Annotated in this window: 23 protein-coding genes; 13 read left to right on the top strand and 10 right to left on the bottom strand. The window is 60.0% G+C overall.

Annotated features, from left to right (window positions below; genetic code table 11):
- The first annotated feature begins 65 nt into the window (after positions 1-65).
- Positions 66-1,607 (top strand): malonyl-CoA synthase, encoded by a 1,542-nt coding sequence (locus tag RDL77_RS12755; protein WP_288193143.1) that lies wholly within the window; start codon positions 66-68, stop codon positions 1,605-1,607.
- Positions 1,608-1,737: 130 nt separating this feature from the next.
- Here the strand turns inward: RDL77_RS12755 and RDL77_RS12750 are convergent, their stop codons facing one another.
- A complete protein-coding gene (locus RDL77_RS12750) occupies positions 1,738-2,391 on the bottom strand; it encodes an HAD-IA family hydrolase (protein ID WP_374042712.1) in 654 nt (217 codons plus the stop codon).
- A gap of 206 nt (positions 2,392-2,597) precedes the next feature.
- Here RDL77_RS12750 and RDL77_RS12745 point away from each other — a divergent pair, with 206 nt between their 5' ends.
- The 3 genes from RDL77_RS12745 to RDL77_RS12735 are packed head-to-tail and all read left to right on the top strand — an operon-like array spanning position 2,598 to position 4,458.
- Positions 2,598-3,002, top strand: a complete 405-nt coding sequence (locus tag RDL77_RS12745) for a VOC family protein (RefSeq protein ID WP_288193139.1) — start codon at positions 2,598-2,600, stop codon at positions 3,000-3,002.
- Entirely contained in the window at positions 2,999-3,124 is a 126-nt protein-coding gene (locus RDL77_RS12740) for a hypothetical protein (RefSeq protein WP_288193138.1), read from the top strand. The genes RDL77_RS12745 and RDL77_RS12740 overlap by 4 nt, the downstream gene beginning before the upstream one ends.
- 41 nt (positions 3,125-3,165) lie before the next feature.
- Positions 3,166-4,458 (top strand): MFS transporter, encoded by a 1,293-nt coding sequence (locus RDL77_RS12735; RefSeq protein WP_288193136.1) that lies wholly within the window; start codon positions 3,166-3,168, stop codon positions 4,456-4,458.
- A 3-nt stretch (positions 4,459-4,461) separates the two neighbouring features.
- On the opposite strand, the gene RDL77_RS12730 is transcribed toward RDL77_RS12735, so the two are convergent.
- Positions 4,462-5,136, bottom strand: coding sequence for a GntR family transcriptional regulator (locus tag RDL77_RS12730; RefSeq protein ID WP_223613010.1), 675 nt, complete (start codon positions 5,134-5,136; stop codon positions 4,462-4,464).
- A gap of 329 nt (positions 5,137-5,465) precedes the next feature.
- On the opposite strand from RDL77_RS12730, the gene RDL77_RS12725 reads away from it, so the two are divergent.
- Together RDL77_RS12725 and RDL77_RS12720 are read left to right on the top strand one after the other, a co-directional pair.
- Entirely contained in the window at positions 5,466-6,479 is a 1,014-nt protein-coding gene (locus RDL77_RS12725; RefSeq protein ID WP_288193134.1) for a TRAP transporter substrate-binding protein, read from the top strand.
- 8 nt (positions 6,480-6,487) lie between these two features.
- The gene (locus tag RDL77_RS12720; RefSeq protein WP_288193133.1) at positions 6,488-8,365 is read left to right on the top strand and encodes a TRAP transporter large permease subunit; all 1,878 of its coding nucleotides are present in this window, start codon (positions 6,488-6,490) and stop codon (positions 8,363-8,365) included.
- A 50-nt stretch (positions 8,366-8,415) separates the two neighbouring features.
- Here RDL77_RS12720 and RDL77_RS12715 read toward each other — a convergent pair whose 3' ends face one another.
- Positions 8,416-9,348, bottom strand: coding sequence for a LysR family transcriptional regulator (locus RDL77_RS12715; protein ID WP_288193131.1), 933 nt, complete (start codon positions 9,346-9,348; stop codon positions 8,416-8,418).
- Between the two features lie 245 nt (positions 9,349-9,593).
- Here RDL77_RS12715 and RDL77_RS12710 point away from each other — a divergent pair, with 245 nt between their 5' ends.
- The gene (locus RDL77_RS12710) at positions 9,594-10,703 is read left to right on the top strand and encodes an OmpA family protein (protein WP_288193130.1); all 1,110 of its coding nucleotides are present in this window, start codon (positions 9,594-9,596) and stop codon (positions 10,701-10,703) included.
- A 139-nt stretch (positions 10,704-10,842) separates the two neighbouring features.
- Complete coding sequence (locus tag RDL77_RS12705) at positions 10,843-11,793, top strand: hypothetical protein (protein WP_288193128.1); 951 nt, start codon at positions 10,843-10,845, stop codon at positions 11,791-11,793.
- A 62-nt stretch (positions 11,794-11,855) separates the two neighbouring features.
- On the opposite strand, the gene RDL77_RS12700 is transcribed toward RDL77_RS12705, so the two are convergent.
- The gene (locus RDL77_RS12700) at positions 11,856-13,232 is read right to left on the bottom strand and encodes an aminotransferase (protein ID WP_288193126.1); all 1,377 of its coding nucleotides are present in this window, start codon (positions 13,230-13,232) and stop codon (positions 11,856-11,858) included.
- Between the two features lie 338 nt (positions 13,233-13,570).
- Positions 13,571-14,485, bottom strand: a complete 915-nt coding sequence (locus RDL77_RS12695; RefSeq protein WP_288193125.1) for a GntR family transcriptional regulator — start codon at positions 14,483-14,485, stop codon at positions 13,571-13,573.
- A gap of 293 nt (positions 14,486-14,778) precedes the next feature.
- On the opposite strand from RDL77_RS12695, the gene RDL77_RS12690 reads away from it, so the two are divergent.
- The 4 genes from RDL77_RS12690 to RDL77_RS12675 all read left to right on the top strand — a co-directional run bounded on the left by RDL77_RS12690 (position 14,779) and on the right by RDL77_RS12675 (position 19,764).
- The gene (locus RDL77_RS12690; RefSeq protein ID WP_288193124.1) at positions 14,779-15,399 is read left to right on the top strand and encodes a hypothetical protein; all 621 of its coding nucleotides are present in this window, start codon (positions 14,779-14,781) and stop codon (positions 15,397-15,399) included.
- Positions 15,400-15,622: 223 nt separating this feature from the next.
- On the top strand, positions 15,623-15,925 hold the full coding sequence (locus RDL77_RS12685; protein WP_288193123.1) for a hypothetical protein: 303 nt from the start codon (positions 15,623-15,625) through the stop codon (positions 15,923-15,925).
- A 98-nt stretch (positions 15,926-16,023) separates the two neighbouring features.
- Entirely contained in the window at positions 16,024-17,817 is a 1,794-nt protein-coding gene (locus RDL77_RS12680; RefSeq protein WP_223613000.1) for a chloride channel protein, read from the top strand.
- 147 nt (positions 17,818-17,964) lie between these two features.
- The gene (locus tag RDL77_RS12675; RefSeq protein WP_288193122.1) at positions 17,965-19,764 is read left to right on the top strand and encodes a GGDEF domain-containing protein; all 1,800 of its coding nucleotides are present in this window, start codon (positions 17,965-17,967) and stop codon (positions 19,762-19,764) included.
- On the opposite strand, the gene RDL77_RS12670 is transcribed toward RDL77_RS12675, so the two are convergent.
- Positions 19,761-20,621, bottom strand: a complete 861-nt coding sequence (locus tag RDL77_RS12670; protein ID WP_288193120.1) for a LysR family transcriptional regulator — start codon at positions 20,619-20,621, stop codon at positions 19,761-19,763. The genes RDL77_RS12675 and RDL77_RS12670 overlap by 4 nt on opposite strands.
- A 92-nt stretch (positions 20,622-20,713) precedes the next feature.
- Here RDL77_RS12670 and RDL77_RS12665 point away from each other — a divergent pair, with 92 nt between their 5' ends.
- A complete protein-coding gene (locus RDL77_RS12665; protein WP_288193119.1) occupies positions 20,714-21,739 on the top strand; it encodes a bile acid:sodium symporter family protein in 1,026 nt (341 codons plus the stop codon).
- On the opposite strand, the gene RDL77_RS12660 is transcribed toward RDL77_RS12665, so the two are convergent.
- The 4 genes from RDL77_RS12660 to RDL77_RS12645 form a co-directional block, all read right to left on the bottom strand.
- A complete protein-coding gene (locus tag RDL77_RS12660) occupies positions 21,736-22,899 on the bottom strand; it encodes a TDT family transporter (protein WP_288193117.1) in 1,164 nt (387 codons plus the stop codon). The genes RDL77_RS12665 and RDL77_RS12660 overlap by 4 nt on opposite strands.
- 84 nt (positions 22,900-22,983) lie before the next feature.
- Positions 22,984-23,868, bottom strand: a complete 885-nt coding sequence (locus RDL77_RS12655) for a LysR family transcriptional regulator (RefSeq protein WP_288193116.1) — start codon at positions 23,866-23,868, stop codon at positions 22,984-22,986.
- 146 nt (positions 23,869-24,014) lie between these two features.
- Positions 24,015-25,409 carry a virulence factor family protein gene (locus tag RDL77_RS12650; RefSeq protein WP_288193115.1) on the bottom strand — a complete coding sequence of 465 codons (1,395 nt, stop codon included), beginning with the start codon at positions 25,407-25,409 and terminating at the stop codon, positions 24,015-24,017.
- A partial coding sequence (locus tag RDL77_RS12645) for a phosphatidylglycerol lysyltransferase domain-containing protein (protein ID WP_288193114.1) occupies positions 25,406-26,191 on the bottom strand: 786 nt, incomplete at its 5' end. The genes RDL77_RS12645 and RDL77_RS12650, both read right to left, overlap by 4 nt.

Raw genomic sequence — 26,191 nt, 5'->3', positions numbered from 1 at the left:
TTTCCGTTCTGCTACAGTCGTTTGTGCCGCGGCAAAAACAGAGCAGACGACGAGGAACTGAGTTCATGAGCAACCACCTGTTTGACGCCATCCGGCATGCCATTCCAGCCGGCAACACGGTGTTCATTGAAACAGGCAACGGCCGCACATGGACCTATGGCGACATGCTGCGGTGCTCCGGCCAGATCGCGAGCACCCTTGACTACCTGGGCGTTGTGCCCGGCGACCGGGTGGCCGTTCAGGTGGAAAAAAGCGCCGAAGCCTTGATGCTCTATCTCGCCTGCATCCGCTGCGGTGCGGTCTATCTGCCGTTGAACACTGCCTACACCCTCGCTGAACTTGACTACTTCATCGGTGATGCCGAACCGCGTCTCGTCGTGGCAACGCCGCAGGCAGCCGATGGCATCAAGGCCGTGGCATCGAAATATCGAGCATTGGTTGAGACGCTCGATGACGACGGCGGCGGCTCGCTCATGCATATCGCAAGCGGTCAACCGGCGGATTTTCCCGACAGTCCAAGAGCACCGGACGATCTCGCCGCCATCCTCTACACATCAGGCACGACAGGCCGTTCCAAAGGCGCGATGCTGACCCATGACAATCTCCTGTCGAATGCCTTGACATTGCGGGCCTACTGGCAGTTCACGGCCAAGGATCGCTTGATCCATGCCCTGCCGATCTTTCACACCCACGGGCTTTTCGTCGCCACCAATGTCATCCTGATGTCCGGCGCATCAATGTTCCTCCTGCCGAAGTTCGACCCGGCGGAAATCCTGTCCCTGATGCCGCGCGCCACCACCATGATGGGTGTTCCCACCTTTTATGTCAGGCTTTTGCAGAATGAGGGACTGACCCGCGATGCCGTCCAGGGAATGCGGCTGTTCATCTCCGGCTCGGCGCCTCTGCTTGCCGATACGCACCGGGCATTCCAGCAGCGCACCGGCCATGCCATTCTGGAACGCTACGGCATGACCGAAACCAATATGAACACCTCCAATCCCTATGACGGCGAGCGGATTGCCGGAACGGTCGGTTTCCCGCTTCCAGGCGTTGCCGTACGTATCACCCATCCGGAAACCGGCGCGATGCTCCCGGCCGATGCAACCGGCATGATCGAGGTCAAGGGGCCGAATGTGTTCAAGGGGTATTGGCGCATGCCGGAGAAGACCAAGGCGGAGTTCCGCGATGACGGCTTCTTCATCACCGGCGATCTCGGCAAGATCGATGCGGGTGGCTATGTGCACATTGTCGGCCGCGGCAAGGATCTGGTGATATCAGGCGGCTACAACATCTATCCCAAGGAAGTGGAAACCGAAATCGATCAACTTCCGGGCGTCGTGGAAAGCGCGGTGATCGGCGTTGCCCATCCGGATTTCGGCGAGGGCGTGACCGCCGTCGTGGTCAGGCACCCCGGCGCCGATATCGATGAGAAAGCCATTCTCGACGCGCTGCAGGATCGCCTTGCGCGCTACAAGCAGCCCAAACGGATCATTTTCGTCGATGACCTGCCGCGCAACACCATGGGCAAGGTGCAGAAGAATGTGCTGCGCGAACAGTACGGCAATCTCTATGCAAGTGGTCCGATTCTGACATTTGCATCCCGTTGATACAGGCCGTTCAGGCAAATGTCAGAATCAAAGGACCACTAGCAGCGATAAGATTCTAGTGGAACTTTGAATTTGACATTCGCATGCTGCGCGTCATGTGAAATGGGATGCGAATGTCAAATTCGTTCCACTAGCCGGGTGAACGCCTGAACGCCCAGTCCCGTTCGCCGTACCGGCTGACGATGGAGATTTTTCCGTCAGTGCCGACGCTGGCGGCGATGGTGTCGTAGCTGGCGATTGTCGGGTGAGCGGTCGCAATCGCGTGCACCTGCGTCGCCGTCACCACGATGACCTCGGCACCGGCCGCCTCGCCCGCTTGAATACCGGCTGGCGCGTCTTCAAAAACCAGACAGTCCGCAATATCCACGCCGAGTTTTTCGGCACCGAGCAGATAGCATTCCGGATTCGGCTTGCCGACCGACACATCCTCGGCCGTCACCATGGTCCGGGGTACGGCAATGCCTGCAGCCTCCAGCCGCCGCTGCGCCAACGCAAGGGGCGCTGAGGTCACGATCGCCCAGCTCTGCGGCGGCAGGGAATTCAGAAACGCCACCGCTCCGGCAATCGCGACGATGCCTTCGACATCGTCGATTTCCTCCCGCTCGATCTCCGCTGCCTCCGCTTCCGGATCCACCCCCGGCAAAGCCAGCCGGCGGATCGTGTCGACACCGCGAACGCCGTGCATGGTTGGCAGGAACGTTTCCACATCAAGGCCCCGGCGGCGTGCCCAGTTGCCCCATATGCGCTCGGCGGAAGCCAGCGAATTGAGGATCGTGCCATCCATGTCGAAAAGCAGTGCTGAAAACGGCTTGCTGAAAACGGCGGAAGTGGTTGGAGACAATTTGAATTTCCTTTCATTGGCAAAACCACCGATACACAATTGCAGCGCTTGCCCGCAACGCCCGCCGTGCTAATTTCCGGCGCAAATCCGAATCCGGCAGCGCTGTGCGATTTCACGGCCGGAGCGCAGGGCGACCAAGGAGGACATCCATGTTTTCGCATGTTTACGTCGGCACCAATGATTTCGCGCGCGCGGTCGCCTTCTACACCCCGATCATGGAGATATTGGGCAATCGGCTGCGTTTTTCCGATCCGCAGAAACCGTGGGCGGGCTGGCAGCCACGGAATGGCGGGCGCCCGCTCTTTCTCCTCGGAACGCCTTTTGACGGGGAACCGGCCCAATCCGGCAACGGCCAGATGATTGCGTTCCTGGCGCCGGACCGGGCAAGTGTCGATAGCATCCATGCCCTGGCTCTGGCCAGCGGCGGCCGTTGCGAGGGCCCGCCCGGCCTTCGGCCGCATTACCACGCGCATTATTACGGCGCCTATTTCCGCGATCCGGACGGCAACAAAATCTGTGTTTGCAACCACGATGCGCCAGCACTGCCCGCATGAGCATCACGCGTCTGGCGCAGTTCTGGATCGGTGATCCTAACAATGGCCGGATCGGGATCATTTCTGATATCAATGAGATGATTCTGCAGGAATTCAAGAACAAGACGATCGATCTGGCCTGACAAAGAAGCGGCAGATCACGACAGTGGGTTGGGAGGCACGCATGTCACTGAACGAAACGGTAGATCCGTACCGTAAAATAAGCCTGCGCATCATTCCTTTCATGATGGTGCTCTATCTCGTCGCATTTCTCGATCGGGTGAATATCAGCTTTGCTGCCCTCACCATGAACGACGATGTCGGCCTGACACCCTATGTCTATGGATGGGGTGCGGGCATCTTCTTTCTCGGCTATTTCCTGTTTGAAGTGCCCAGCAACGTCATTCTCGAAAAGGTCGGGGCGCGGCTGTGGATCGCCCGCATCATGATCACCTGGGGACTTGTCTCCGCCGCGATGGCCTTTGTGCAGGGGCCATGGAGTTTCTTCATCCTGCGCTTTCTGCTCGGCCTTGCCGAGGCGGGCTTTCTTCCCGGCATGATCCTTTACCTCACCTACTGGTTTCCGGCGGCGCAGCGGGCAAAATTCATCGGTCTGTTCATGGCGGCGGTGCCGCTGGCCAGCGCCGTCGGCGCACCGCTTTCCAGCCTGATCATCGGGATCGAGCACGCCTGGGGGCTGAAAGGCTGGCAGTGGCTGTTCATCATCGAGGGCATCCCGTCCTGCCTGCTCGGCCTTGCGGTGCTGCGCCTGCTGCCCAATGGCCCCGCGCAGGCACCCTGGCTGACACTGACCGAACGCCGCATCGTCCAGGAGAGACTGGACAAGGATCACCTCGCCCATTCCGGCCGCGCCCAGCACAGGCTCTGGCCTGCCCTGGTCGACAGGCGGGTGCTGCTCCTCGGCCTTGTCTATTTCGGCATCGTGATCGGGCTCTACGGCATCGGCCTGTGGCTGCCGCAAATGATCAAGGCAATGGGTTTTTCCAACACGCAGGTCGGCTTCATCACCGCGCTCCCCTATCTCGTCAGCGCCATCGCCATGCTGCTCTGGGGCAGGCACAGCGACAAAACCGGCGAGCGGGTATGGCATGTCGCCATTGCCGCGGCGGTCAGCGCCATCGGCTTCATCGGCAGCGTCTATCTCCAGTCCAATCTGGTGGCCCTGCTCTGTCTCGGCATCGCCTCCGTCGGCATCTATGCGAGCCTCGGACCCTTCTGGGCAATGCCACCGGTCTTCCTGCAGGGAACGGCGGCGGCCGGCGGCATCGCGCTGATCAATTCTGTCGGCAATCTCGGCGGTTTCGTCGGCCCCTATCTCGTCGGCTGGATCAAGCAGAGCACCGGCAGTTTCCAGATCGGTATGGGCGTGCTTGCCTGCTGCCTTGCCGCGGCAGCAGTCATGGTCCTGTTTCTTGGCCGGGAGCTGAAGTCGAGCCGGCACGATGCGATAAGCTGACCCTTATTCGAACAGATCCGGATGGTTTTTCTCGACCTCCGGCAGGGCCCGCAATATTTCGGTGAGGTGGTGGCGCATGGCCGCTTCCGCCGCTTCCGGATCAGCCGCATCGATGGCGGTGACGATCGCCTGATGCTGCTGGATGAGAAGCTGCATGGCCGCCGCATTCAGCAGCGTAAGCTGGCAGGCCCGATCCATATGCGCCTTGAGGTTGCCGACGACCGACCACGCCATGGGACAGCCCGCGCCTTCCGCAAGCGCAATGTGGAACTGCTCGTCAAATCTCTGGAAAGCGCTGTGGTCGGTGCGGGCGGCGGCACGCGCCTGCGCTTCAAGCGCCTCATCGATCTTTTCCCGGCTTGCCGGATCAAACGCTTCACAGGCGCGGCGCACGACGGCGCTTTCGATCACCTCACGCAGAAACCGTGCCTCGCGCATCTTGGCAATGGAAATCTTGACCACCATCGTGCCCCGCTGCGGCAGCACTTCGACAAACTGCTGTTTGCTGAGCGCGATCAGGGCTTCGCGCACGGGTTGGCGCGACACGCCGTAGCGCTCGGCAATCTCCTGCTCCGACAAGCGCACGCCCGGATATAACTCCAGCGAAACAATGGCCCTGAGCAGCTCCTTTTCGAGCCGGTGCGCCGTTGAGCCACCACGGCTGAGATCAATCGTCAAACCTGCTCCTCCAATCCGCTTGCATTGCATCGATTACCATATCATACTACCATACTAGTATATGCCGTGCCAGCCGCGGTCAAGCGACGGCCTGTTTGTGAACCAGAATCCGGTGCCGGATAAAGATGGCACCCATGCTGTTTCGCACAGGAATCCGCCTGAACCAAGCAAAGCGTGCATAGAGCCAGCAACATGGCAGGCGGATTGAGGAGTCCGCCGTCGTGTCCGAAGCCGTCCTGAGGAAGAACGGCAACATGGGGTGACGCCGATCATGTCTGGCGTCGGGAACAATCAAGGCCACGGGGAGTGGTCGATGTGGAGGAGAGACTATGAAGGATTTTCGCCTGACACGCCGTGCATTTGGCTTTGGCCTTGCCGGTGCCGGAACATTTGCCATTCTTGGCCGCGCGACACGCGCCGAAGCCGCCCCGGTGACCCTGCGCATGTCGTCGTCCCTGCCCGCTGATCCGAACTCGGCGCACTGGCTGTGGTATGACCGCTTCCAGAGCAGCCTGAAGAACAAGGTCGGCGATGCCGTCGAGATCAAATACTTCCCCGACAATCAGCTTGGCAAGGAAGCCGACATTGTCGGCCAGGTGAAGCTCGGCATTGTCGACATGATGATCTCCGGCTCCTCCATCTGGGGCACGCTCGCGCCGGAAATCGGTGTTCTCGATCTCGGCTATCTCTTCAATTCGATGGATGCGGCCGGACCGGTGCTCGATGGCAGCGCGGGCAAGGTGCTGAACGGCATTTTTGCCGACAAGATTGGCGTCGAGGTGGTCAGTTGGGCCTATAGTCTTGGTGGGCGCAATGTGACGGCGCGCCAGCCCGCCAACACGCCCGAACTGCTGAAGGGACAGAAGATTCGCGTCCTGCCGGTTGCCAATTTCGTCGCGACGCTGAAGGCGATGGGGGCTTCGCCCACGCCAATGTCGCTCGGCGAGGTCTACACCGCCCTGCAGACGGGCGTCATTGACGGGCTGGAGCATGATGCGCCGACCGTCCTGGCGCTGAAGTGCTACGAGGTGGCCAAGCACATTTCCCTCACCCAGCATATTTGCAATCCACAGACCATCGTCATCGGCAGGCGCGCACTGTCCAAGATACCGGCGGAACAGCTGCCCGCCTTCCGCGAGGCCGCGGCGGAAGCCTCCGCCTTCCAGCGCAGCAAGGCAAACGAGATCGAAGCCAGCGCGCTGGCAAAACTGCGCGGCAATGGCGTGACGACGCACGAGGTCGACCGTGCCGCCTTCAAGCAGCTTGTCATGCCGCTCTGGGACGAGTTCGCCAAGGCCTACCCGAGCACCAAGCCCGTGCTTGAATCCATCACCAAGGCCTGAGGTCGCCCATGTCAGTCGAGGCCGCCTTGCCCACCGCCCATGCACCAGCTGTCAGGGGGGCGCCGTTTGTCGGCGCTCTCCTGCGCATCGTCGAAATTCTTGCTGCCATCGCCCTGGCCGCCGATCTCGCGCTGGTCATCATCGCCGTCCTCTGGCGCTTTGTCTTCAACGACACCATTCTGTGGGCCGATGAAGTCGCACGCATGCTGCTTATCACCGTCGCCTTCCTGGGTGGTGCTGCAGCGGTCGCCAAGGGCAATCATGTCGGTATCCGTATCCTGCGGGACAAGCTGGCGCCGCAGCATGCATCCCGCGTGGAAGCGGCCGGCTTGTGGATCGAACTCGGCGTGACACTCGCCGTGGCGGTTTTCGCCATTGAATATTGCGAGTCTGCCTCCACGCAGGTCACCTCAACCGGGCTGCCGCAAAACCTCTTCATGTATCCGCTCGTTGTCGGCGGCTTCTGCATGGCCATTTTCACCGCGGCACGGCTGCTGGCCTATCCCAGGGCGGATATCGCAATGGGCCTGGCCGGGCTTCTTGTTCTGGCGGGTGTGGTGACACTCTGGACAACACTTCTGCCAGATCATGCGCCCAGCCCGCTGGTTCTCATGCTCGGCGGGTTTGCCATTTGCCTGTCCAGCGGTATTCCCATCGCCTTTTCACTGTGCGTCGGCGCCCTGCTCTATATTCTGGGCGATGGCTTCATTCCATTCGCGGTGTTTGCCCAGCAGGCATCCAGCGGAATCGACAATTTCGTGCTGCTTGCCGTACCGTTCTTTGTCCTGACCGGCCTTGCCATGGAAGTGAACGGCATGTCGGTGCGGCTGATTGAGTTGCTGCGCCGGGGTGTCGGCGAGCGCAAGGGCGGACTCAACATCGTCACCATTCTCAGCATGGTGTTGTTTTCAGGCATTTCCGGCTCGAAGCTGGCGGATGTGACCGCCGTCGGTACGGTCATGATCCCGGCCATGCGCCGGTCGGGCCATGATCCGTCGGAAGGCGTGGCCCTCCTGGCGGCCAGCGCTGTCATGGCCGAAACCATCCCGCCCTGCATCAACCTCATCATTCTCGGCTATGTGGCCAACCTGTCCATCGGCGGCCTGTTTGCCGCAGGCATTTATCCGGCGATCCTGATGGCCGGCGCCCTGATCCTTGGCGTCATCATCTTCTCCAAGAAAGCGCCACCCGCCCCGGTGGAAACATCGGGCCGCAGTCTCAACAATCTGCTGTGGAGCGGTGCAGTCAGCCTTGGTGTCATCGTCATCATTTTCGGCGGCTACCGCTCCGGCTTTGCAACGGCGACTGAAATCGGCGCCTTCGCCGTGGCCTATGCACTGCTGGTCGGACGCATCGTGTTCCGGGAACTGACATGGCGCAGCACCGTACACCTGTTCATCCGCTCCGCGACGCTTGCGGGTATGATCTTGTTCGTGGTGGCGGCGTCCCAGACCGTTGCCTTCTCGCTGACCATCGACCAGGTGCCGCACATGCTGGCGGAAGCCATGATCAACCTCAGCCACGGCGCAGGCTCCTGGGCGTTCATCGTCGCTTCCATCCTGATCCTCATCGTCATGGGGGCGGCACTGGAAGGCGCTCCGGCCCTGATCATCTTCGGCCCGCTGCTCATTCCGGTGGCGCAGAGTTTTGGCATCCATCCCCTGCACTACGGCATTGTGCTCATCGTCGCGATGGGGCTTGGCCTGTTCGCACCGCCATTGGGGCTCGGGCTCTACACGAGTTGTGCGGTGGGCGGCGTGTCCCTGGAAGCGACGGTCAAGCCAATCGCCAAATATCTGGCGATCCTGTTCATATGCCTCCTGCTGATCGCGTTCATCCCGGACATCACATTGTCGCTGCCGCGCCATATGGGCTTTGTGCATTAGCCGGGAACCACGGCAAGCTCGATCCCTTGCGGGAGGGATCGAGCCCCGCGTCAGGCCGTTTTTTCCTCGATTCTGGCATCGTCCCGAATTGCTTCGTCAGGCGAACAAAAAGCAAAGCTGCATGAAGCACGCCTGAACGCATCAGCCACCGCCCGGGCAGACGAGTTCAGGCTGGCATCGCCGTGCATCAGAAACAGCTTCCGGGAAAATGGCGGATCAAGAGGACGCACGACACAGCCTTCGACAATGGCCGGCAGCGCCAGTTCAGGCACCATGGCCAAGCCGACATGGGACCGGACCATCGAAAACAGCGTTTCCTTTTCCCTCACGCGCACGACAACATCGATTGCAACACCGGCCTCCTCAAGCATCGCGTCGATCTGCGGTCCGCACCCCGTTGCCGATACGACAAAGCGGGCATCCTGCAATTCGGCCAGGAATACGGTCTCGTGCCCGGCCAGGACATGATCGTGCGGAACGAGGAGAAGCAGTTTGTCCTCCATGAAGTGCTCGGCATTCAGACCGTCGCATATACCGGCTATGCCGATGTCGATCAGGCCATTCCTGACCCATTCATGCACTTCCTGATCAGTTCCATCCCAGATATCGAGCCGGATATCGGGGAAATTGCGGCGCAGGTCGCGCAAGGCCGCCGGCGTAATCCGCGACGCGATGCTGGCGACAACGCCGACGCGCACCGTGCCGCAGACATTCCGGTTCTGGCCGAGTTTCCGCAGCCGCTCGATGGCCTGCAGCACGCCGCGCGCTTCCTCGGCAACTTTCTGGCCCATCGCCGTCAGTTCCATATTGCCCCGCTGCCGCTCGATCAGCGGTGCGCCTATCGCGAGTTCCAGGCCGCGGATGGCGTGGCTGACGGCAGACTGGCTTACGCCGATCCGGTCGGCGCCGCGGGAAAAGCCGCCTTCTTCCACGATAGCAATCAAAGCCTTCAGCATGGTCAGGTTGATATGAATCTTGCTCATGATGCGCGTCCAGAAGTTTTCATTTTACATGTTTCGATGGCCTATCTATCAGCTCCCCTTGTTTCCGGGCAAGTCAATTTTTTGTATTATAACCCGGTAAAATGCAAAACTTGGCGGCACCATCCCTAACAGTCTCCCAGGAATCGCGGATTGCACCCCACATCGCCAAGCCACCGATGAACACCCGGCGGCACAGGCTCATACCTTGGCGAATACAACTCAACTGACCATTGACAGGAAAAATCATGTTCAACCACTTCACGAAACTATGTGTCCGCACCAGCCTGATCGTGGCCATGATGGCAACAGCCGCATGGGCGCAGGAAACGGCGCTGCCCAAAAAGGATATTGCGGGCGCATCGGACAGCCCGGCGCTCAAGCGGTATGAGGGTTCGCTCATCCTGAGCTATCTCCACCAAAAGTTTACCGACTTCACCTTTCCGCTCTCTCCGCTGGTCGACACGGGCGAGAAGACCGAACAGAGCTATATGGAGATATTCAAGCCCAAGCAGAAGCAGGCGGTCGAAGGCGAACTGACCCGGCTTATTTATCTCACCCCCGAAGGCCGTTCCACGCTTGAGGTCACGCGGAACTATCAGGATGAAATCGCCGCGAAGGGCGGCAAGGTTCTCTATTCCTGCAAGGGCGAAGAATGCGGCGGCAGCGCCGATCTGTCGGCCCGCGTCCCCACGGGCGGCAATGAGGACACCAGCCTGATGATGTATTTCATCGACGAGAGCAAGCTGCAGGCGAAATTCGATGATGCATTGGGCTGCTCGGCACTGCCGTACAAGATCGATGACCAGCGCTTTTTTGCAGCCAGCTTTCCGCAGGGCGGCGCGGACGCCTATGCGACGGTCCACACCTATCGCATCGCCAAGAGCTTCACGGATGGTTGCGCCCGTTTCACCGACCGGACGATCGCCCTTGTCAACGTGGTGGAACCGGAAAAGCGTGAACAGAAAATGGTCACCGTCAATGCCCGCGAAATGGCAACGGCCCTCGACACCAGCGGCCGCGTTGCGCTCTATGGCATTTTCTTCGACACGGACCGGACCGACATCAAGCCGGAATCCGACGCTGCATTGGCGGAGATCGCCAACATGATGAAATTGAACCAGGACCTGAACGTTCTGGTCGTTGGCCACACCGATGACGTCGGCAATTTCGACTACAATGTCGACCTGTCCAAGCGCCGGGCGGCATCGGTGACCAGAACGCTGGCGGATCGCTACGGTATCGCGATCGGGCGGCTGCGCTCCTTCGGTGCGGGCATGTCTGCCCCCACCGCAAGCAATGCAACCGAGGAAAACCGCTCAAAGAACCGGCGCGTTGAGCTCGTCAAAATGCGCTAACACGCACAATCCGTTGGCGGCGCAAATGCCGCCAACGCGATGTGTTTCAGAGCTTTTATCTCCGCAGGCGGGTGAATGGCCGACATGGCAATCAGGTACGCCGGCAGTTGCACATTCTCAAAGATCAAGCAGGACACTCATGTGGAACTTCAGCATCAGCCGTTCACTCGGCCTCATGGCGCGCACGGCCCCGTTCATCGCGCTTAGAATTGCGATCTATTTCGGCATGGTCATCGCCTATGTGCTTGTCACATCGACCGGCGCCGGTATCGGCTGGGGTATCGGCGGCCTCGGCGACGAAAATTTCCGGGCCAATTCCATCTTCGTCGGCGGGCTTGTGGGCTTCTGCATGACCGCCGGGGCATTCTATCTCATGCGGGAATACATCCTCTACGTCGTCAAGGCAGGGCATATTGCCGTGCTGGTGGAACTCCTCGACGGCAGGCCATTGCCGGACAATCAGGGGCAGATCCAGTATGCCAGAGGCATCGTCGCAAACCGATTTGTCGAGGCAAGCGTCCTTTTTGCCGTCGACCAGCTGATAAAGGGCGTGCTGACGGCCATCACCGGGCTGGTGCAGGGTATCGCAGCCTTTCTGCCCCTTCCCGGCCTGGACCAGCTCATGTCGCTGATCCGGGCATTCCTGCGCATCGCCGTCGGCTTCATCGACGAGGTCATGCTTGCCTATATCATCCGGACCCGCAGCCCCAATCCCTGGCAATCGGCACAGTCGGCACTGGTGCTCTACGGCCAGAATGCCGGAACGATGCTGCGTAACGCCGCGTTTCTGACCGTCATCGTCTACGGCCTGTCGATCGCCGTGTTCCTGGTGATGCTGGCGCCGGCAGCGGCCCTGCTCTACTGGATTCCGGGCGGTTGGACATCGGGCGGCTTCCTTCTCGCCCTCATCTTTGCCTGGGCCGTCAAGGCCGCTCTCATCGAACCATTTGCCATCACATGCATGATGCAGGTGTTTTTCCGGACGATTGAAGGTCAATCGCCCAATCCCGAATGGGAAGCCAAGCTGTCGCAAATATCCGGCAAATTCCGGAAGCTCAAGGAAAATGCCGGTCTGGCGGCAGCGGCATAACCTGTCAGGATACAGCATGGCCTGCACCCGGACGGGAATGCCCGGGAGCAGGCCGCAATACCTCACGCGTGATGCCTGCTCACATCCGCATGAACATCGTCCAGAATCTGCTTCAGGACATCCAGCAACTGCCCGATCTGGTCAAGCGTGGCGATGAATGGCGGCGCCAGAACCACGGAGGCGCCGAGCGGACGAATGATGAAGCCAAGATCGCGCGCCGCCTTGGCGATCCGGTCCCCGACGCGATACTCCCCCGCATAGGCGGTCTTGGTTTTCTTGTCCGCCACCATCTCCAGCGCGCCCATCAGGCCAAGGCCGCGCGCCTCGCCAACCATGGGGTGTTCGGCCAGCGTGCGCAATCCGGCCTGGAAAACCGGGCCGACCTTGCGAATATTGTCGAGAATGCCCTCCTCCGTGATGATGCGGATCGCTTCCAGCGAAATGGCGCATCCGACGGGATGGCCGCCGGTGGTATAACCATGCGGAAACTCTTCCCAGAGTTCGCAGGCGGCGGTCGCCCGCTTGTCCATGTGGGCCGACAGCATCACGGCGCCCATCGGGAAATAACCCGCCGACATGCTCTTTGATGCCACGATGATATCCGGCCGCAGGCCGACCGCCTGCGCACCCCACAGATGCCCCGTCCGGCCGAAGCCGCAGATCACCTCATCGGCGACGAGCGGGATGCCATAACGCTGCAGAACCGGCTGGATCATGCGGAAATACCCATCCGGCGGCACGATGACGCCGCCGGCTCCCATCACGGGTTCAGCGAACATGCCGGCGATGGTCTCGGGGCCTTCCGCCAAAATCTGCTGTTCGAGCCGGGCGGCAAGCCGGGCGGAATAGTCCTCATCGCTTTCACCCGGCAGCGCAAAGCGCCAGCTATGCGGACAGTCAAGGGTAACGATCTCGGCATTGGGCAGACCGAAGGCCCGCACGTAATCCTTGCCCGTCAACGCCGAAGCCATGACGGTGGCGCCGTGATAGGCGTTCTTGCGTGTCAGCAGCTTGCGCCGTCTGGGCTGGCCTTCTGCCGCCCACATCATCCACAGGAGCTTGATGACGGATTCATTGGCATCCGAGCCCGAGTTTGTGAAAAAGACACGGCTCATCGGCACCGGCGCCAGTTCAAGCATGCGTTCGGCCAAAGCAACGGTCGGCTTCGAGTTGCGGCCAAAGAAGGTGTGATAACCGGGAAACTGCGCATATTGCCGGGCGGCAACGTCGGCCAGGCGCGTTTCGGAAAATCCCAGCGTCATGTTCCAAAGGCCGGAGTTGCCCTCGAAATAGCGCTTGCCGGCGGTATCGAAGATATAGGCGCCATCGCCTTTCTCGACGATGGCGGGTCCATCCTCCCGCAGCGATGCCAGATCCGAGAATGTATGAAAGAAGCTGCCAAGTTCCCGGCGCTCCCAAGACTGTACTGTTGCGTCCATGAATCCCTCCAGAAGTAACGATGCGTTGATCGCATCTGCCTTCATGAGAGTTCACATATTGCATTTTGTCAATATAAAATGCTTTTTGTTGTTGCAGATATCGTCACCTCAGCGAACCATATCTCGCAACAGTATTTTACAGTTCGGCGTAAAAACGTCCATTTATCGACATATTCACCATGACATTTCTTGAAATAAGGATTTAGCCCGGCATCAGGCGATACCAGCGTGAAAATTCTCTATTGCACTATACTTGAGACAAATACGGAAACGACCCAAGCAGGACACCGGTATCCCACCCTCGGATCAGCACGGTGCCGCGACCGGCAGGTGACGTATCAGTCCTGTTCCAGGGAAAGATGCAAATCCCCCGCCCGGACCCGCTCCAGATCGTCCTCGATGTGCTTGAATGTCTCATCCCTGGAGATTTGCAGATGCAGCCGCATCAGGGCCGCAGCCACCTGCCTCTCGCCGCGCAGCAGGGCTGCGATGATGTTGCGGTGCTCACCGAGGGATTCGCGGATACGGTCGAGCCGGACAAACCCGATATATTCGTTGACCCGCCGGATATTGTTCTGGCGTTCGATGGCGTCAACCAGATGCGCAGACTTGGCGCCGAGCGCAATCAGCCGGTGAAATTTGGCATCCAGATCGAAAAGCCGGCGCTGATCAACCTTTTCGATATTGGCGATTGTATTGGCATGGTCGCGGTCAATCGCCTGAAAGGCCTCGACATCAACGAAGTAGGGATCGGCCAGAATGGTGGCCGGTTCAAGAATCTGGCGGAACTTGTATCCGCTCTCCAGGGCGGTGGCACTGACGTCGGCAAAAATCCATCCGTGACCGACGGAAGGCTCGACCAGCTGGTCGCGCATCAGGCGGCGCAGGGTCGACATGAGAATGCCGTGCGGGACCGCATATTTCTGCATCAGCGCCCGCTCGCTGATCACGCTGCCGAGCTGGCCGAGCGCCATGTCGCGCATCACCCTTTCATCCAGCAGCTCATTCTTCTCGGCATCCGTATCAAACACGTCGGCGCTTGCATCCGCGAGGCGAAACCCGCGGTGCTGCTCGTAGCTGACGACACCTTCATTCTGCAGCTGCCAGAGCACCTTGCGGACGGGCGTGCGCGAAATCCCCAGGGCATCGGCAATTTCCGCCTCGTTCACCCGGTCGCCGACATGCAGGTCCTCACCGAACCGTCGTTGCAATTGATCGCGAATCCGTGTCTGAAGTGGTGTGTGCTTGGTCAAGTTCCAATACCCCTTGTAATAATAATTGTACTTTTTCCCAACAAAGAACTTTTATCAATCCTTATACGGTCATTTCCAACATAAAAACGCACTTTTCTGCTTCAAATCATCAGATTTGTTCAATTGCGGACCGCAATGGGGATATCTCCAGTCTGCCGATACGGCATTCATCCGCCCAGATCATGGCGTTGGCCCATGTCCCAGCCGGCATACCCTGACGGGTTGCCGCTCGAAGAATCCTGTAGCGCTTCCATGTTAGCCGGAATAGGAATTGGCAAAGGAAGGAATCAACCATGGCTCTACGCATATTCGGATCACTCACCGCAATTGCCATGCTGGCTTTGACAGCCGGCACGGCGCCCGCCTGGAGCAGCGACAGCGTCCAGACGATTGCCTTTATCAGGCATGGTGAAAAGCCGGAAAAAGGCCTGGGCCAGCTCAATTGCCAGGGACTGAATCGCGCCCTCGCCCTTCCCCCGGTGATTGCCAGGACACTGGGTAAGCCCGATTATATTTTCGCACCGAACCCCTCCGATCAGAAGGAAGATGGCGGCGAGAACTATGACTACATCCGCCCTCTGGCCACGATCGAGCCGACGGCCATCTCGTTCGGCCTGCCGGTCAACGCAAGCATCGGCGTGTCCGAGCGCAAGGACCTTACCAAGGCCCTGAGCAAGCAAAAATTGCGCAATGCCCGCATTCTGGTCGCCTGGGAACACAAGAAAATCGACAATATCGTCAGCGACCTTCTCGAAGCCAACAATGGCGACGCCGGAGCCGTGCCGAAATGGCAGAAAGATGATTTTGACAGCATCTATGTCGTCACGATCACCCGAAACGGCGAGACGTCAAAATCGACGTTCGAAATCAAGCATCAGGGCTTGAACGGACAGCCGCAGACCTGCCCGCACTGACGGCACAGGCGTCGAATCCACGCCACCGCATCAGCCCATCAACGGTCGTTGCAATGGGCTGCATGCCTCAGCGCAATTTCCAGTTGTTCTCCGCGCCTATTACCAATAGTTTGGTGACGGGCTGATTGGGTTGTGACGGCATGTTTTGCGTGCCGTTTCGGGGGTAAAAATGATTTTTTGCGATTCAGCGGGACCGGTCTACTCGCCGCAAGACCTGGCAATCATGCGAAAGGCTTATGCTGAAGCTTTCCGCATGCTGGATCTTGGCCCGCGCTCAAAGATCTATGCGCAGGAAATCTCCCTCATCATCCTGCAGATCTATACATCAGGTGTATCGGATGTGACGCGGCTTGCCGCGCTTTCGCTTGACCGTGCGGTCCGCAAGAATTTTGAACTGCGCCTGACGCTCGATGCTGCAAGAGCCCATCAGCAGCGCCGCGAACAGGCCGAGGCGGCGGCCCGCAAGGCTGCCCTGGTGAAGCCGGGGCCCAGCGCGCCGTACCGGCCCGGCTACACACGCGGCTGAAGCCACAATCCGGTCGCTTGGCGTGCCTCTTGTTTTGACGTGGCAGCGCCTTGGGTATAAACCTGCACGGGCAACTTTCCTCGTCCCTGCAGTCTAAAATGCTCCGAAAATTCAACATTCGCCGCCTCGGTGTCCTTTCCATTCTTCTGGCACCCAGCCGGCTCCGGGCCTTTGCGCGCGGCAGCGAGCTCGGGCTTGTTCTGGCCGCTGCGCTGATCGGTCTGGTTGCGGGTGTCGTGGTCACCGGCATGAGCCTGATCACCCAGGAAATGCATCAGCTCATTTTCAAGATCGAAGAAGGCGAGCGCCTGAGTTCCATGAGCGCGCTGGATCAGATGATCGTTTTTTCCGCTCCGCTCGCCGGTGGCATTCTGCTCGGAATTCTGGTGCTGATCCTGGCCCGCTGGCGCAAGCGTCCCATGGTCGATCCCATCGAAGCCAACGCCTTGCATGGCGGCCGCCTTTCCCTCAACGACAGCATCATTGTCGCCGTGCAGAATGTCATTTCCAATGGTTTCGGCGCATCCGTGGGATTGGAAGCCGGCTATACCCAGCTGGCATCGGGCCTGGCCTCGAAACTTGGCCTGTCGCTGCAGCTGCGCCGGGCTGAACTGCGCATTCTCGTTGGATGCGGCGCAGCGGGCGCCATTTCAGCGGCTTTCAACGCACCGCTGACCGGATCGTTCTACGCCTTCGAGCTGATCATCGGCTCCTACACCATCACCAGCCTTGCGCCGGTTGTCGTGTCCGCCCTTGTCTCCACCATTGTCGCGCGCGCCCTTGTCGGCAGCGATTTCATGATTGACGTCGGCAGTTTCGGCACTGTCGTCACCGCCGATTATGTGCCGGCCCTGCTGCTCGGCATCCTCTGTGCCGGTGCAGGCATCCTGCTGATGAAGGGCGTCTCCTTTGTCGAGGAACTCGCCCGCAAAAGCTCGGTTCCATCATCGATCCGTCCGGCGATCGGCGGAGCTGTCGTGGGTGCGCTCGCACTGGTTTCGCCGCAGGTGCTGTCCGGCGGCCATGGCGCCCTGCATCTCAATCTCGATCATACGGCAACCATTGCCTCGCTGCTTGGCATCCTCCTGCTCAAATCGACGGCCTCGGCAGTGTCCATCGGCTCGGGCTTTCGCGGCGGTCTGTTTTTCGCGTCGCTGTTCATGGGGGCGTTGCTCGGCAAGATATTCGCCTATTCCGCTCCCTTCATTTTCGCCCATGCCACGCTCACACCGGTGATCTACGCCGTGGTCGGCATGAGTTCCCTTGCTGTCGCCGTCATTGGCGGACCGCTGACCATGACCTTCCTCGCTCTGGAAATCACCGGGGATTTTCCGATCACCGCGCTGGTTCTGGCCGCCGTCATCACCGCATCGCTGACCGTGCGCAACACCTTTGGCTATTCCTTCGCCACGTGGCGCTTTCATCTGCGTGGGGAAAGCATCCGCAGCGCACACGATGTCGGCTGGATCCGCAATCTCACCGTCGACCGTCTGATGCGCCGGGATGTGCGCACCGCATCGACGCATATGACCATCGCCGATTTCCGCCACGATTTCCCCCTCGGCTCCACACAGCGCGTCGTGGTTCTCGACGATGCGGGCAAATATGCCGGTATTGTTCTCGTACCCGAAGCCCATTCGGAAATCGTCGATGAATCGGCCCGCACCCAGGAAATCGGCAGCCTGATGAAATACCAGAGCGATTATCTGCACCCGCAGATGAATGCCAAGCAGGCGGTCGGCATCTTCGACAAGACGGAAAGTGAAGCGCTGGCCGTCATCGACAATCTCATCGAGCGCAACGTCGTCGGGCTTCTTACGGAAAGCCATACGCTGCGCCGCTACAGCGAAGAGCTCGACCAGCGGCGGCGAGAGATTTCGGGTGAACTGTGAGGCCGGAAACGCGCTGAAACCACCACCGGCACGTCCCGGCCCGATACCTGCGGCAAACTTCATAAAACTGTCATCTGGCAGAAACGGAATATTCAAGGATAAGCGGAAATTATCCGGCAGCAATTTGCATCCATGCCGGAGTACCTCATGTCCTTCCAACCTGCCGAAATGCTGGTCCTGCGCCGTTTTGGTGACGATCAGCTCGTGACCCTCGCCAAGCTGGCCATAGAAACCGCTTTCCAGCCCATCGTCGAGGCGGCAACGGGAGCGACCTTCGGCTATGAATCGCTTATGCGCGGGTTTGACCGGCTGGGTTTCGGTTCGCCGCCCGAACTGCTCGACAAGGCGCATGATGTCGGCCAGCTGGCCGAGCTGGAACAGATGATCAATGGCCGGGCCTTTGCCGGGTTTTCCGGCCTGCCCGGTTTCACCCACCGCATGCTGTTCATCAATATCGATGCACGCCTGATCAGCCTGGGCACCAATTTCATCGAGCGCCTTGCCCAGCAGCTGATCAAGGCCGGCATTCGTCCCTCCTCCATCTGTTTCGAACTGTCCGAGCGCTTCGACAACACCAAGGATGCGGCGTTCACCGCGCTGATCAACAAGTTGCGCCATGGCGGCTTCAAGCTTGCCATCGATGATTTCGGCGTTGGGTTCAACGGGCTGAAACTGCTTTGCGACTATCCGACCGACTATGTGAAGATCGACCGCCACTTCATCTCGGGCCTCGATGCCAGCCCGCGCAAACGCCACATCGTCAAGCAGATTGTGCAGATGGGGCATATGCTGGGTGCACGCGTCATCGCTGAAGGCGTCGAGACCGAAGCGGAATACATTGTCTGCCGCGATCTCGGCTGCGATCTCGTCCAGGGATATTACATCGCGCGCCCCACCACCAATGTCGGCGAGCTGCAGGATATTTATCCCCACCTGGAACAGGCAGGTAGCGGGCGCCGCCAAACCACGACGCTCGACAGCATTCTCATCCGGGCGCAGGTGCAGCGCCTTCCCGCCGTGCGCGAGAACGACGATCTCGACAATGTCTTCGAGCTTTTCCGCAAAAACCCGCAGCAGAGCTTTTTTCCGGTGCTCAGCGCCAATGACGAGCCGCGCGGCGTTTTGCACGAATACCACGTCAAGGCGATGATCTATCATCCCTTCGGCCGCGATCTCCTGAAGAACCGCATTTATCAGCGCGGCATCTCGCACTTCGTGACGGGCACCCCGATCGCCGATCTCGATACGCCCGCCGAGCAGATGCTCAAGATTTTCGCCGGGATCGACGGCAGCGACTGCGTGATCCTTACCGAGAACCTGCGCTATGCCGGTGTCCTCTCCGCCTCGTCCCTGCTGAAAATCATCAACGAGAAACAGCTCAAAACGGCACAGGACCAGAACCCGCTGACCGGCCTGCCGGGCAACCGGTCCATCCGTGACTACGTGCAGGATATCATGCGGGACAGTTCGGTGACCCGCTTCTTCTGCTATTGCGACTTCGACAATTTCAAGCCGTTCAACGACCATTACGGCTTCCAGAAGGGCGATCTGGCCATTGGCCTGTTTGCCTCACTGCTCCGCCATCATTTTGTCGGGGAAGACAAGTTCCTCGGCCATGTCGGCGGCGACGACTTCTTCATCGGCATGAGCGGCGGCAGCCGGGCGGAAATCGAGGAACGGCTGACCGCGCTCTTGGGCGATTTCCAGACCAATGTGCTTGATCTCTATACGCCGGAAGACCGCGCCGCCGGTGCGATCCGCGCCCACGACCGATCCGGCGGCGAGCGCCACTTCCCGCTCATGCGCTGCAGCATTGCCGTGCTGGAGATCGCCGAAGGCCTCATGCATGCGGATGTCAATCGGGTCAGCGCATCCATCGCGGCGATCAAGGCTTCAGCCAAGGCCAATCCGTCAGGACTGGTGTTCAGCAATCTGACGGAAGTTTAACCGGCATTCTGGAAATTGCGGACATTCGACAGGATTTCCTTCGACAGCGCCGCGATCAGTTCACCGTCGGCGCCCTTGCGCGGAACCAGCACGAATTCCACGTCCTCGAGTGTGGGCAGCCGGCCCACGGGAAGCTCCTGCAAGCCTGCCGGAACCATGCTGCGCGGTTGCACCAGAACGCCCATGCCGGCTCTCGCTGCCGCAATCAGCCCGCTGAGGCTGCCGCAGGTGCAGACGATGCGCCAGGGAATCTGGTGCTTTTCCAGGGTTTCCAGCGCAACGCGGCGGGTGATGCTCGGCGGCGGAAAGGCGATCAGCGGCAGCGCCTTCTGCTTTCCGCCAAGACGCGCCGGATCGCGCGCCAGCCAGACCAGCGGCTCGCGATAGACCAGCTCGCCACGCGGATCGCCAAGGCGACGCTTGGCCAGGACCAGGTCGATCTCGCCCCGGTCCAGCATTTCATAGAGGACACCGCTCAAGGATACCGTGAGTTCCAGGTCGACGGACGGGTGCGCCCGACCGAAATCCTCCAGCACGTCAGGCAGACGGCTGGTGACAAAATCCTCGGAGACGCCAAGGCGCAGATGGCCGCGCAAGCTGTTTTCGGCGAAAAGCGCCTGCACTTCGCCATTGATCGTCAGCATGGTCCGCGCATGGGCAAGGAGCGCCTCGCCATCCGGCGTCAGGGCAAGACGATGCGTATCGCGCTGCACCAGACTGCGGCCAAGCTGCGTCTCCAACCTTTGGATGTGCTGGCTGACCGTGGACTGCCCCAGCCCCAGCTTTTTCGCCGCCATGGAAAAGCTGCCCATCTGCTCCAGGGCGACGAAACTGCGCAATTGCATGAGATCAAGCATTTGAAATCCTGAATCATGATAAGTGTTATTCCTTGCATCCCATATCATGATAGTGGATGCTGCCGCAAATCTATCGTACCGGAATAACAGCCATGTCCCGTTTCCTGCCTGACAATTTCACCCTGATGCTTGTTGCGACCGTCGTGCTGGCATCGTTTTTCCCTGTCAGCGGCGTCGCCGCCGGTTATTTCGGTCTGGCGACGAAAGTGGCAATCGGGCTTCTGTTCTTCCTGCATGGCGCGCGCCTGTCGCGGGATGTGGTCATTGCCGGGTTTCTGCACTGGAAGCTGCATCTGACGATTCTCGCGGCCACCTTCGTGCTGTTCCCGATTTTCGGCCTGGCTGCCGGTGTGCTTGTGCCGACAATCCTGCCGCCTGCCTTCTACACGGGCATCCTGTTTCTGTGCGTGCTGCCTTCGACGGTGCAGTCGTCCATCGCCTTTACATCGATTGCCGGCGGCAATGTACCGGCCGCCATCTGCTCGGCATCCGCCTCGAATATTTTCGGCATGTTCCTGACGCCGCTTCTAGCCGGCGTATTGTTTTCCGCCAGCGGTCACGCCGGGTTCTCGCTGGATGCGCTGCAATCCATTCTGCTGCAATTGCTGGCGCCCTTCATCCTCGGACAGGTGTTGCAGCCATGGATCGGCGATTTCATCCGCAGCAAGAAGAAAATCCTGATGCCGGTGGATCGCGGCTCCATTCTGATGGTGGTCTATCTCGCCTTCAGCGAGTCGGTGAATGAAGGCCTGTGGAAGACCATGTCGCTGCGCGATCTCGGCGTGGTCATTGCCGTCAACATCGTGCTCCTGGCACTTGTGCTGCTCACGACCATGTATGGCAGCCGCTGGCTGGGTTTCTCCAAGGAGGACGAGATCGCCATCACCTTCTGCGGTTCGAAGAAAAGCCTTGCCAGCGGCGTGCCCATCGCCACGGTGATCTTCGCCGGACAGAACATCGGCAGCATCGTGCTGCCGCTGATGCTCTTTCACCAGATCCAGCTGATGGCCTGTGCCGTCATTGCCCAGCGCTATGCGGATGCCCGCAAGAAGCAGGCATCCGAGGCATTGGTCCAATCCGCCGGGGATAAAAAGGCTGCCACCAGCGCTGCCGGTTAGGCAGCGCGGGTTTCCAGGCTCGGATCGGCAAACACCTGACCGAGCCAGACACCGCGAAGCGTGCGCGCGCTGACCACGAGCCAGACCATGGCAAGGGTGATCACCAGTACTTCCGCAAACAGGCCAATGCTGGCAACCGGGAAAATATGGCTCAGGCGCAGGGTCGCCACGGCATAGACACCGAGCGGGAATGTGTAGCCCCACCAGCCCATGTTGAACGGAATGCCGTCATGGAAATACCGGATGGTGATCATCGCGGCCATGGCCAGCCACCACAGGCCGTAGCCCCAGAGGATCACGCCGGCAAGCAGGCTCGCGCCGGAGACAGCACTGGCGACAGCGCCCAATCCATGGGCGGTGAGGATGTCGGGCGCATTGGCGCTGAGCACGAACATGCCGAGCGCGCCGGTCCCGATCGGTCCGAGAGCAAGCCAGCTCGATGCGGCCATGTTCGGCGCCGGCAGCTTGTGCAGCGCCATGCGCAGGAACAGCACAACGAGAATGCACATCGCCAGCGGCACGGACAGGGCCCAGAGCACATAGCTGGCAAGAAGGACGGAGAGCTGCGTTGAGGCATCGGCAATATGCGGCAGGAGCAGGCCGCCACTGACCGCCGCAACTTCGCAGGCAACCACCGGCAGAAGCCAGACGGATGTCATCTGCTCCATCGCGTGGGATTGCCGGGTGAACATCATGAACGGTATGGCAAGGCCGATTCCGACGGAAAGGACCACGTCAAGCCACCAGAGCGCATAGGCGATGGCAACGGCACTTTCACCCAGCCTGGCAATACCGAAGACCAGGAAACCGTTGACGATGGTCGCAAGCCCCATGGGAATGCAGCCGAAGAACATCGACATGACGGGATGATCGAACACCCGCTTCGCCTCTTGGCGATAGCGGAGCCAACGCGTGACATAGGCCAGGCTGCAGGCGGCGAAGAGCAGCATATTGCCCAGCCACAGCGCTTCACCCAAGGCGAACACCGCAGCTTGGCCGGGGAATTGCCCCAAGGCAATGGAAAGAATGCCCGTCCCCATCGTCGTTGCAAACCAGTTGGGCGTGAACTGACGGACAATACCCAGTCTTTTGGGCGCAATCGAACGGGGAACGGAGCGTGTCGAGGTGTCAAGCGTGGTCATGATGAATCTCTGCGTCATTGGCAGAGCATCCTTAGCAAGCGCCAACCCATCAATTCCAACGCATTAAAATTGTCAAACCAATCGACTAAATCGAATGATCGCCTATACTCGCGCTTCCGCAAGGGAAACAAAGGCATCCGCCGCCTTGCTGCGATAGCGCTCGCGGTGATGCAGGAGATAGAACGGCCGCGGCATGGTCGGATAGGCAACTTCCCGCAACAGTCTGGCGCGAAGCTTGGATGAGGCAACACTGCGCGATATCAGCGTCGCTCCCACGCCGGCCTCGACAGCTCCGATCACCGCCTCGTTGCCCGGCAGCACCATGGCGATATCAAGCATGGTCACGTCCATGTTCACTGCGCCAAGCAACTGTTCAAAAGCCGAGCGGGTGCCGGAGCCCTTTTCGCGCAGGACCCAGGCGACATCGCGGAAATCCCTCGCGTCGACAGTGCGGTGCGCGGCCCAGGGCTGACCGGCAGCAACCACGATCACCATGTCATCCGTCGCCACGACCCTGGTCGACAGCAGCGCATGCTCAACCCTGCCTTCCACCAGCCCCAGTTCCGCCTCGCCCGCTTCCACAGCCGCCGCAACCTGCCGGGTGTTGCCGATGCGGATATCAAGCGTAATGCCGGGATAAAGTTTCCTGTAGGCGGCCAGCATGTCCGGCAGCCAATAGCCGGCAATCGTCTGGCTTGCCATGATCGAGAGCTCACCGCGCATCAGACCGGCCAGATCGGTCAATGCGGTTTCCGCGGCCTTGGCCCGCGCGACCACGGCGACAGCTTCCTTCAGAAACACACGCCCGGTCTGGTTGAGAACGATGGAACGTCCGATCCGGTCGAACAGGGTGACGCCATGTCTGGTCTCAAGCGCGGTGATGGCTGCACTCACCGCCGACTGCGTCATGTTGAGAGCCGCCGCCGCATGGGTGATGTGCTCGCGCTCGGCAACCGCGATGAAGATGCGCAACTGGTCCAGCGTCATAAACAGTCTCTCAGCAAGGATTCGGCAACAGCTTTGCCAGATTACACATATTGCCAAGCCGCGCGGGGCCTAAATTTCCGCGCGGCAGACAAAACAAAGGGGCCGCACACCGTGCAGCCCCTGTTTCGTTCAGCCCGGCCCGCCTATTACTGCGCCGCCGGCTGTGCCTGCACGCGGGACGCAATGGCTTCCATCAGCTTGGCAGCCAGGGTGTCGTATTTTTCATCGTAGTGATGATCGCCCTGCAGCTGTATCTTTTGCACCGTGCTGAGCGACGGGTCGTTGCAGGCGGTGTCGTCCTCCTGCGTGCCATAGACGCACAGCACCTTTGCCGGCGGCAGTTTGGCAACGGCGGGTGCCACCTCGTTGTCGCCGCCAAGACCGAGCCACGCGCCGACCGAAACCTGGAACGGCGTGGTTTCCTCCGTGCCGATCAGACCGACCATGGCGATGCGCTGCTGCAGGTGCTCGGGAATGAAGGGCCAGGCGAAGGGTACGGTGTTGGCCCCGAAGGAATAGCCGAGAAGGACCACGGGCAGCTTGCCTGTCGGATCGGCTTTCTTGATGATGCGGCCGATATCCTTGGCGATGTCTTCCGGCTTGCGCACCGACCAGTAGTAGCGCAGGGAATCGACGCCGACGACGTGCACACCCTCCTTGGCGATGATATCGCCGACGGATTTGTCGATATCGCGCCAGCCGCCATCGCCCGAGAAGAACACGGCCAGATATTTCGCCGGGCCGTTGCTGCTCGGAATATCGACGATCGGCAAGGTATCGGCCGAGGCATCTTCATTGGCAATTTCCACCGCCGCATCGGCCGCCATCTGCATGCGCTCAGGCTTGCCTGCGGCCAGCTTCTCCTGCGCCTTGAAATAGCCGGGGGTCGGCGGGCCGGACGGTGCCGGATCGGCCTTTTCCCGCACGATGACCGCCGGATTGGGCAGGTCGGCATCATAGGAATAGCTGTAGCCCTGTCCGGCCACGGGCTCGAAATCCGCACCTTCACAGGATGGCAGCTTGGTGTTGAGCGCAACGGTCGGGTCGAGCGCGACAGCCCCCGCAAGGGTTGCCGCCGGTGAATTGGCGACCGACGCGTAGGACATCACGCCGCCTTCACCAATGCCGATCATCACAGGATGCATATAGGTATCAAGAGAAATCATGCGCTGAGCTTCCTTCGCAAGGCCCTCAAGATCGGAGACGAAATAGGTGCATTCGCCCGTATCCTGATTAAGTTGCTGACGCCATCTTTCCAGATCGACCATCAGGACGAGGAAACCGCGATCAAGCAGCAGCTTGGACAGCGCCTCGTCATCGGCACGGATACCGCCGGTCTGCGACACGAGGATGGCAATACCGGTTGGTTTCATGCTCGGCTGCAAAAGCGGGACTTCGCTCAGGCGTTCGGACGTGACCAGAATGCGTCCGGATGTCCAGAAAGCAAGCCTTGGCACATAGCGATAGGTGACGGAAAGAATGATGCTGATGATCACAAGCGCAGCAACAAGATACAGATAAGGCCTGCGTAGAAATTTCATCGTTTAAAGACCTCGAAGGGGCTGCCGCTCACCAGATTTGTTGCATCGATCAGGGAACGTGGTGTGGCAAGGCCTGGGGGGCAAATCAGATAATAGGGTGTCCATTTCGGACCGAACTTATCCTTGAACGCGCGCAATCCGTCAAATCGATAAAATTCAGCACCGCGCCGGTAGATGAACGAACCGATGCGGTTCCACCGGGACGCAAGATGGCTGTCGGAAAGGCCGGACAAGGGAGCCGCACCAAGATTGAACCACTCATAGCCCTCTGCCTTCGCCGCCATCAGCAAATTGGCAAACAGGCCATCCATGATGACGCTCGACGCATCCGGCCGATGCCGCATCAGGTCAACAGCAATTTCCTTCTGCCCCGCGCCGCGCCAGACATTGGCAAAGGCGACGATCGCGCCGTCCTTGCGCAGGACCGCAATGTCGAAATGCGAGAGATACGCCACTTCGAACGAGCCGAGCGAGAAACGCTTTTCGGAACCTGATTTCATTTCCAGCCAGGCATCGGACACCTCGCGCAATTCGTCCATGACCGCCGGTGTCTGCTCCTTGGGCAGGATTTCAAAGGAAATGCCTTCCTTTTCCAGCCGTCTCGCCGCATAGCGCAGCGGCTGGCGTTTTGAACCCTCCAGCGAAAAATCGCGCAGTTCGACGCGCGCAACTTCGCCCAGCTTGAGCGCCGTCAGGCCCATGTCGAGGAACAATGGCAGGCGTTCCGGTCCAACGCCATAGAAGACGGTACGGGCGCCGGTGCGGTCCGCCATGTCGCGAAA

This window comes from uncultured Phyllobacterium sp., assembly GCF_902479695.1.
Lineage (GTDB): Bacteria > Pseudomonadota > Alphaproteobacteria > Rhizobiales > Rhizobiaceae > Phyllobacterium > Phyllobacterium calauticae.
This window is presented reverse-complemented; position numbering and strand designations above follow the sequence as displayed.

What these genes read in the sequence shown, in the direction of transcription:
- RDL77_RS12655 (WP_288193116.1), bottom strand. Translation starts at nt 23,868, where the DNA reads ATGACGCTGGACCAGTTGCGCATCTTCATCGCGGTTGCCGAGCGCGAG.
- RDL77_RS12705 (WP_288193128.1), top strand. Translation starts at nt 10,843, where the DNA reads ATGTGGAACTTCAGCATCAGCCGTTCACTCGGCCTCATGGCGCGCACG.
- RDL77_RS12725 (WP_288193134.1), top strand. Translation starts at nt 5,466, where the DNA reads ATGAAGGATTTTCGCCTGACACGCCGTGCATTTGGCTTTGGCCTTGCC.
- RDL77_RS12740 (WP_288193138.1), top strand. Translation starts at nt 2,999, where the DNA reads ATGAGCATCACGCGTCTGGCGCAGTTCTGGATCGGTGATCCTAACAAT.
- RDL77_RS12700 (WP_288193126.1), bottom strand. Translation starts at nt 13,232, where the DNA reads ATGGACGCAACAGTACAGTCTTGGGAGCGCCGGGAACTTGGCAGCTTC.
- RDL77_RS12690 (WP_288193124.1), top strand. Translation starts at nt 14,779, where the DNA reads ATGGCTCTACGCATATTCGGATCACTCACCGCAATTGCCATGCTGGCT.
- RDL77_RS12650 (WP_288193115.1), bottom strand. Translation starts at nt 25,409, where the DNA reads ATGAAATTTCTACGCAGGCCTTATCTGTATCTTGTTGCTGCGCTTGTG.
- RDL77_RS12745 (WP_288193139.1), top strand. Translation starts at nt 2,598, where the DNA reads ATGTTTTCGCATGTTTACGTCGGCACCAATGATTTCGCGCGCGCGGTC.
- RDL77_RS12710 (WP_288193130.1), top strand. Translation starts at nt 9,594, where the DNA reads ATGTTCAACCACTTCACGAAACTATGTGTCCGCACCAGCCTGATCGTG.
- RDL77_RS12670 (WP_288193120.1), bottom strand. Translation starts at nt 20,621, where the DNA reads ATGCTTGATCTCATGCAATTGCGCAGTTTCGTCGCCCTGGAGCAGATG.
- RDL77_RS12680 (WP_223613000.1), top strand. Translation starts at nt 16,024, where the DNA reads ATGCTCCGAAAATTCAACATTCGCCGCCTCGGTGTCCTTTCCATTCTT.
- RDL77_RS12750 (WP_374042712.1), bottom strand. Translation starts at nt 2,391, where the DNA reads ATGGATGGCACGATCCTCAATTCGCTGGCTTCCGCCGAGCGCATATGG.
- RDL77_RS12675 (WP_288193122.1), top strand. Translation starts at nt 17,965, where the DNA reads ATGTCCTTCCAACCTGCCGAAATGCTGGTCCTGCGCCGTTTTGGTGAC.
- RDL77_RS12720 (WP_288193133.1), top strand. Translation starts at nt 6,488, where the DNA reads ATGTCAGTCGAGGCCGCCTTGCCCACCGCCCATGCACCAGCTGTCAGG.
- RDL77_RS12715 (WP_288193131.1), bottom strand. Translation starts at nt 9,348, where the DNA reads ATGAGCAAGATTCATATCAACCTGACCATGCTGAAGGCTTTGATTGCT.
- RDL77_RS12735 (WP_288193136.1), top strand. Translation starts at nt 3,166, where the DNA reads ATGTCACTGAACGAAACGGTAGATCCGTACCGTAAAATAAGCCTGCGC.
- RDL77_RS12685 (WP_288193123.1), top strand. Translation starts at nt 15,623, where the DNA reads ATGCGAAAGGCTTATGCTGAAGCTTTCCGCATGCTGGATCTTGGCCCG.
- RDL77_RS12755 (WP_288193143.1), top strand. Translation starts at nt 66, where the DNA reads ATGAGCAACCACCTGTTTGACGCCATCCGGCATGCCATTCCAGCCGGC.
- RDL77_RS12665 (WP_288193119.1), top strand. Translation starts at nt 20,714, where the DNA reads ATGTCCCGTTTCCTGCCTGACAATTTCACCCTGATGCTTGTTGCGACC.
- RDL77_RS12660 (WP_288193117.1), bottom strand. Translation starts at nt 22,899, where the DNA reads ATGACGCAGAGATTCATCATGACCACGCTTGACACCTCGACACGCTCC.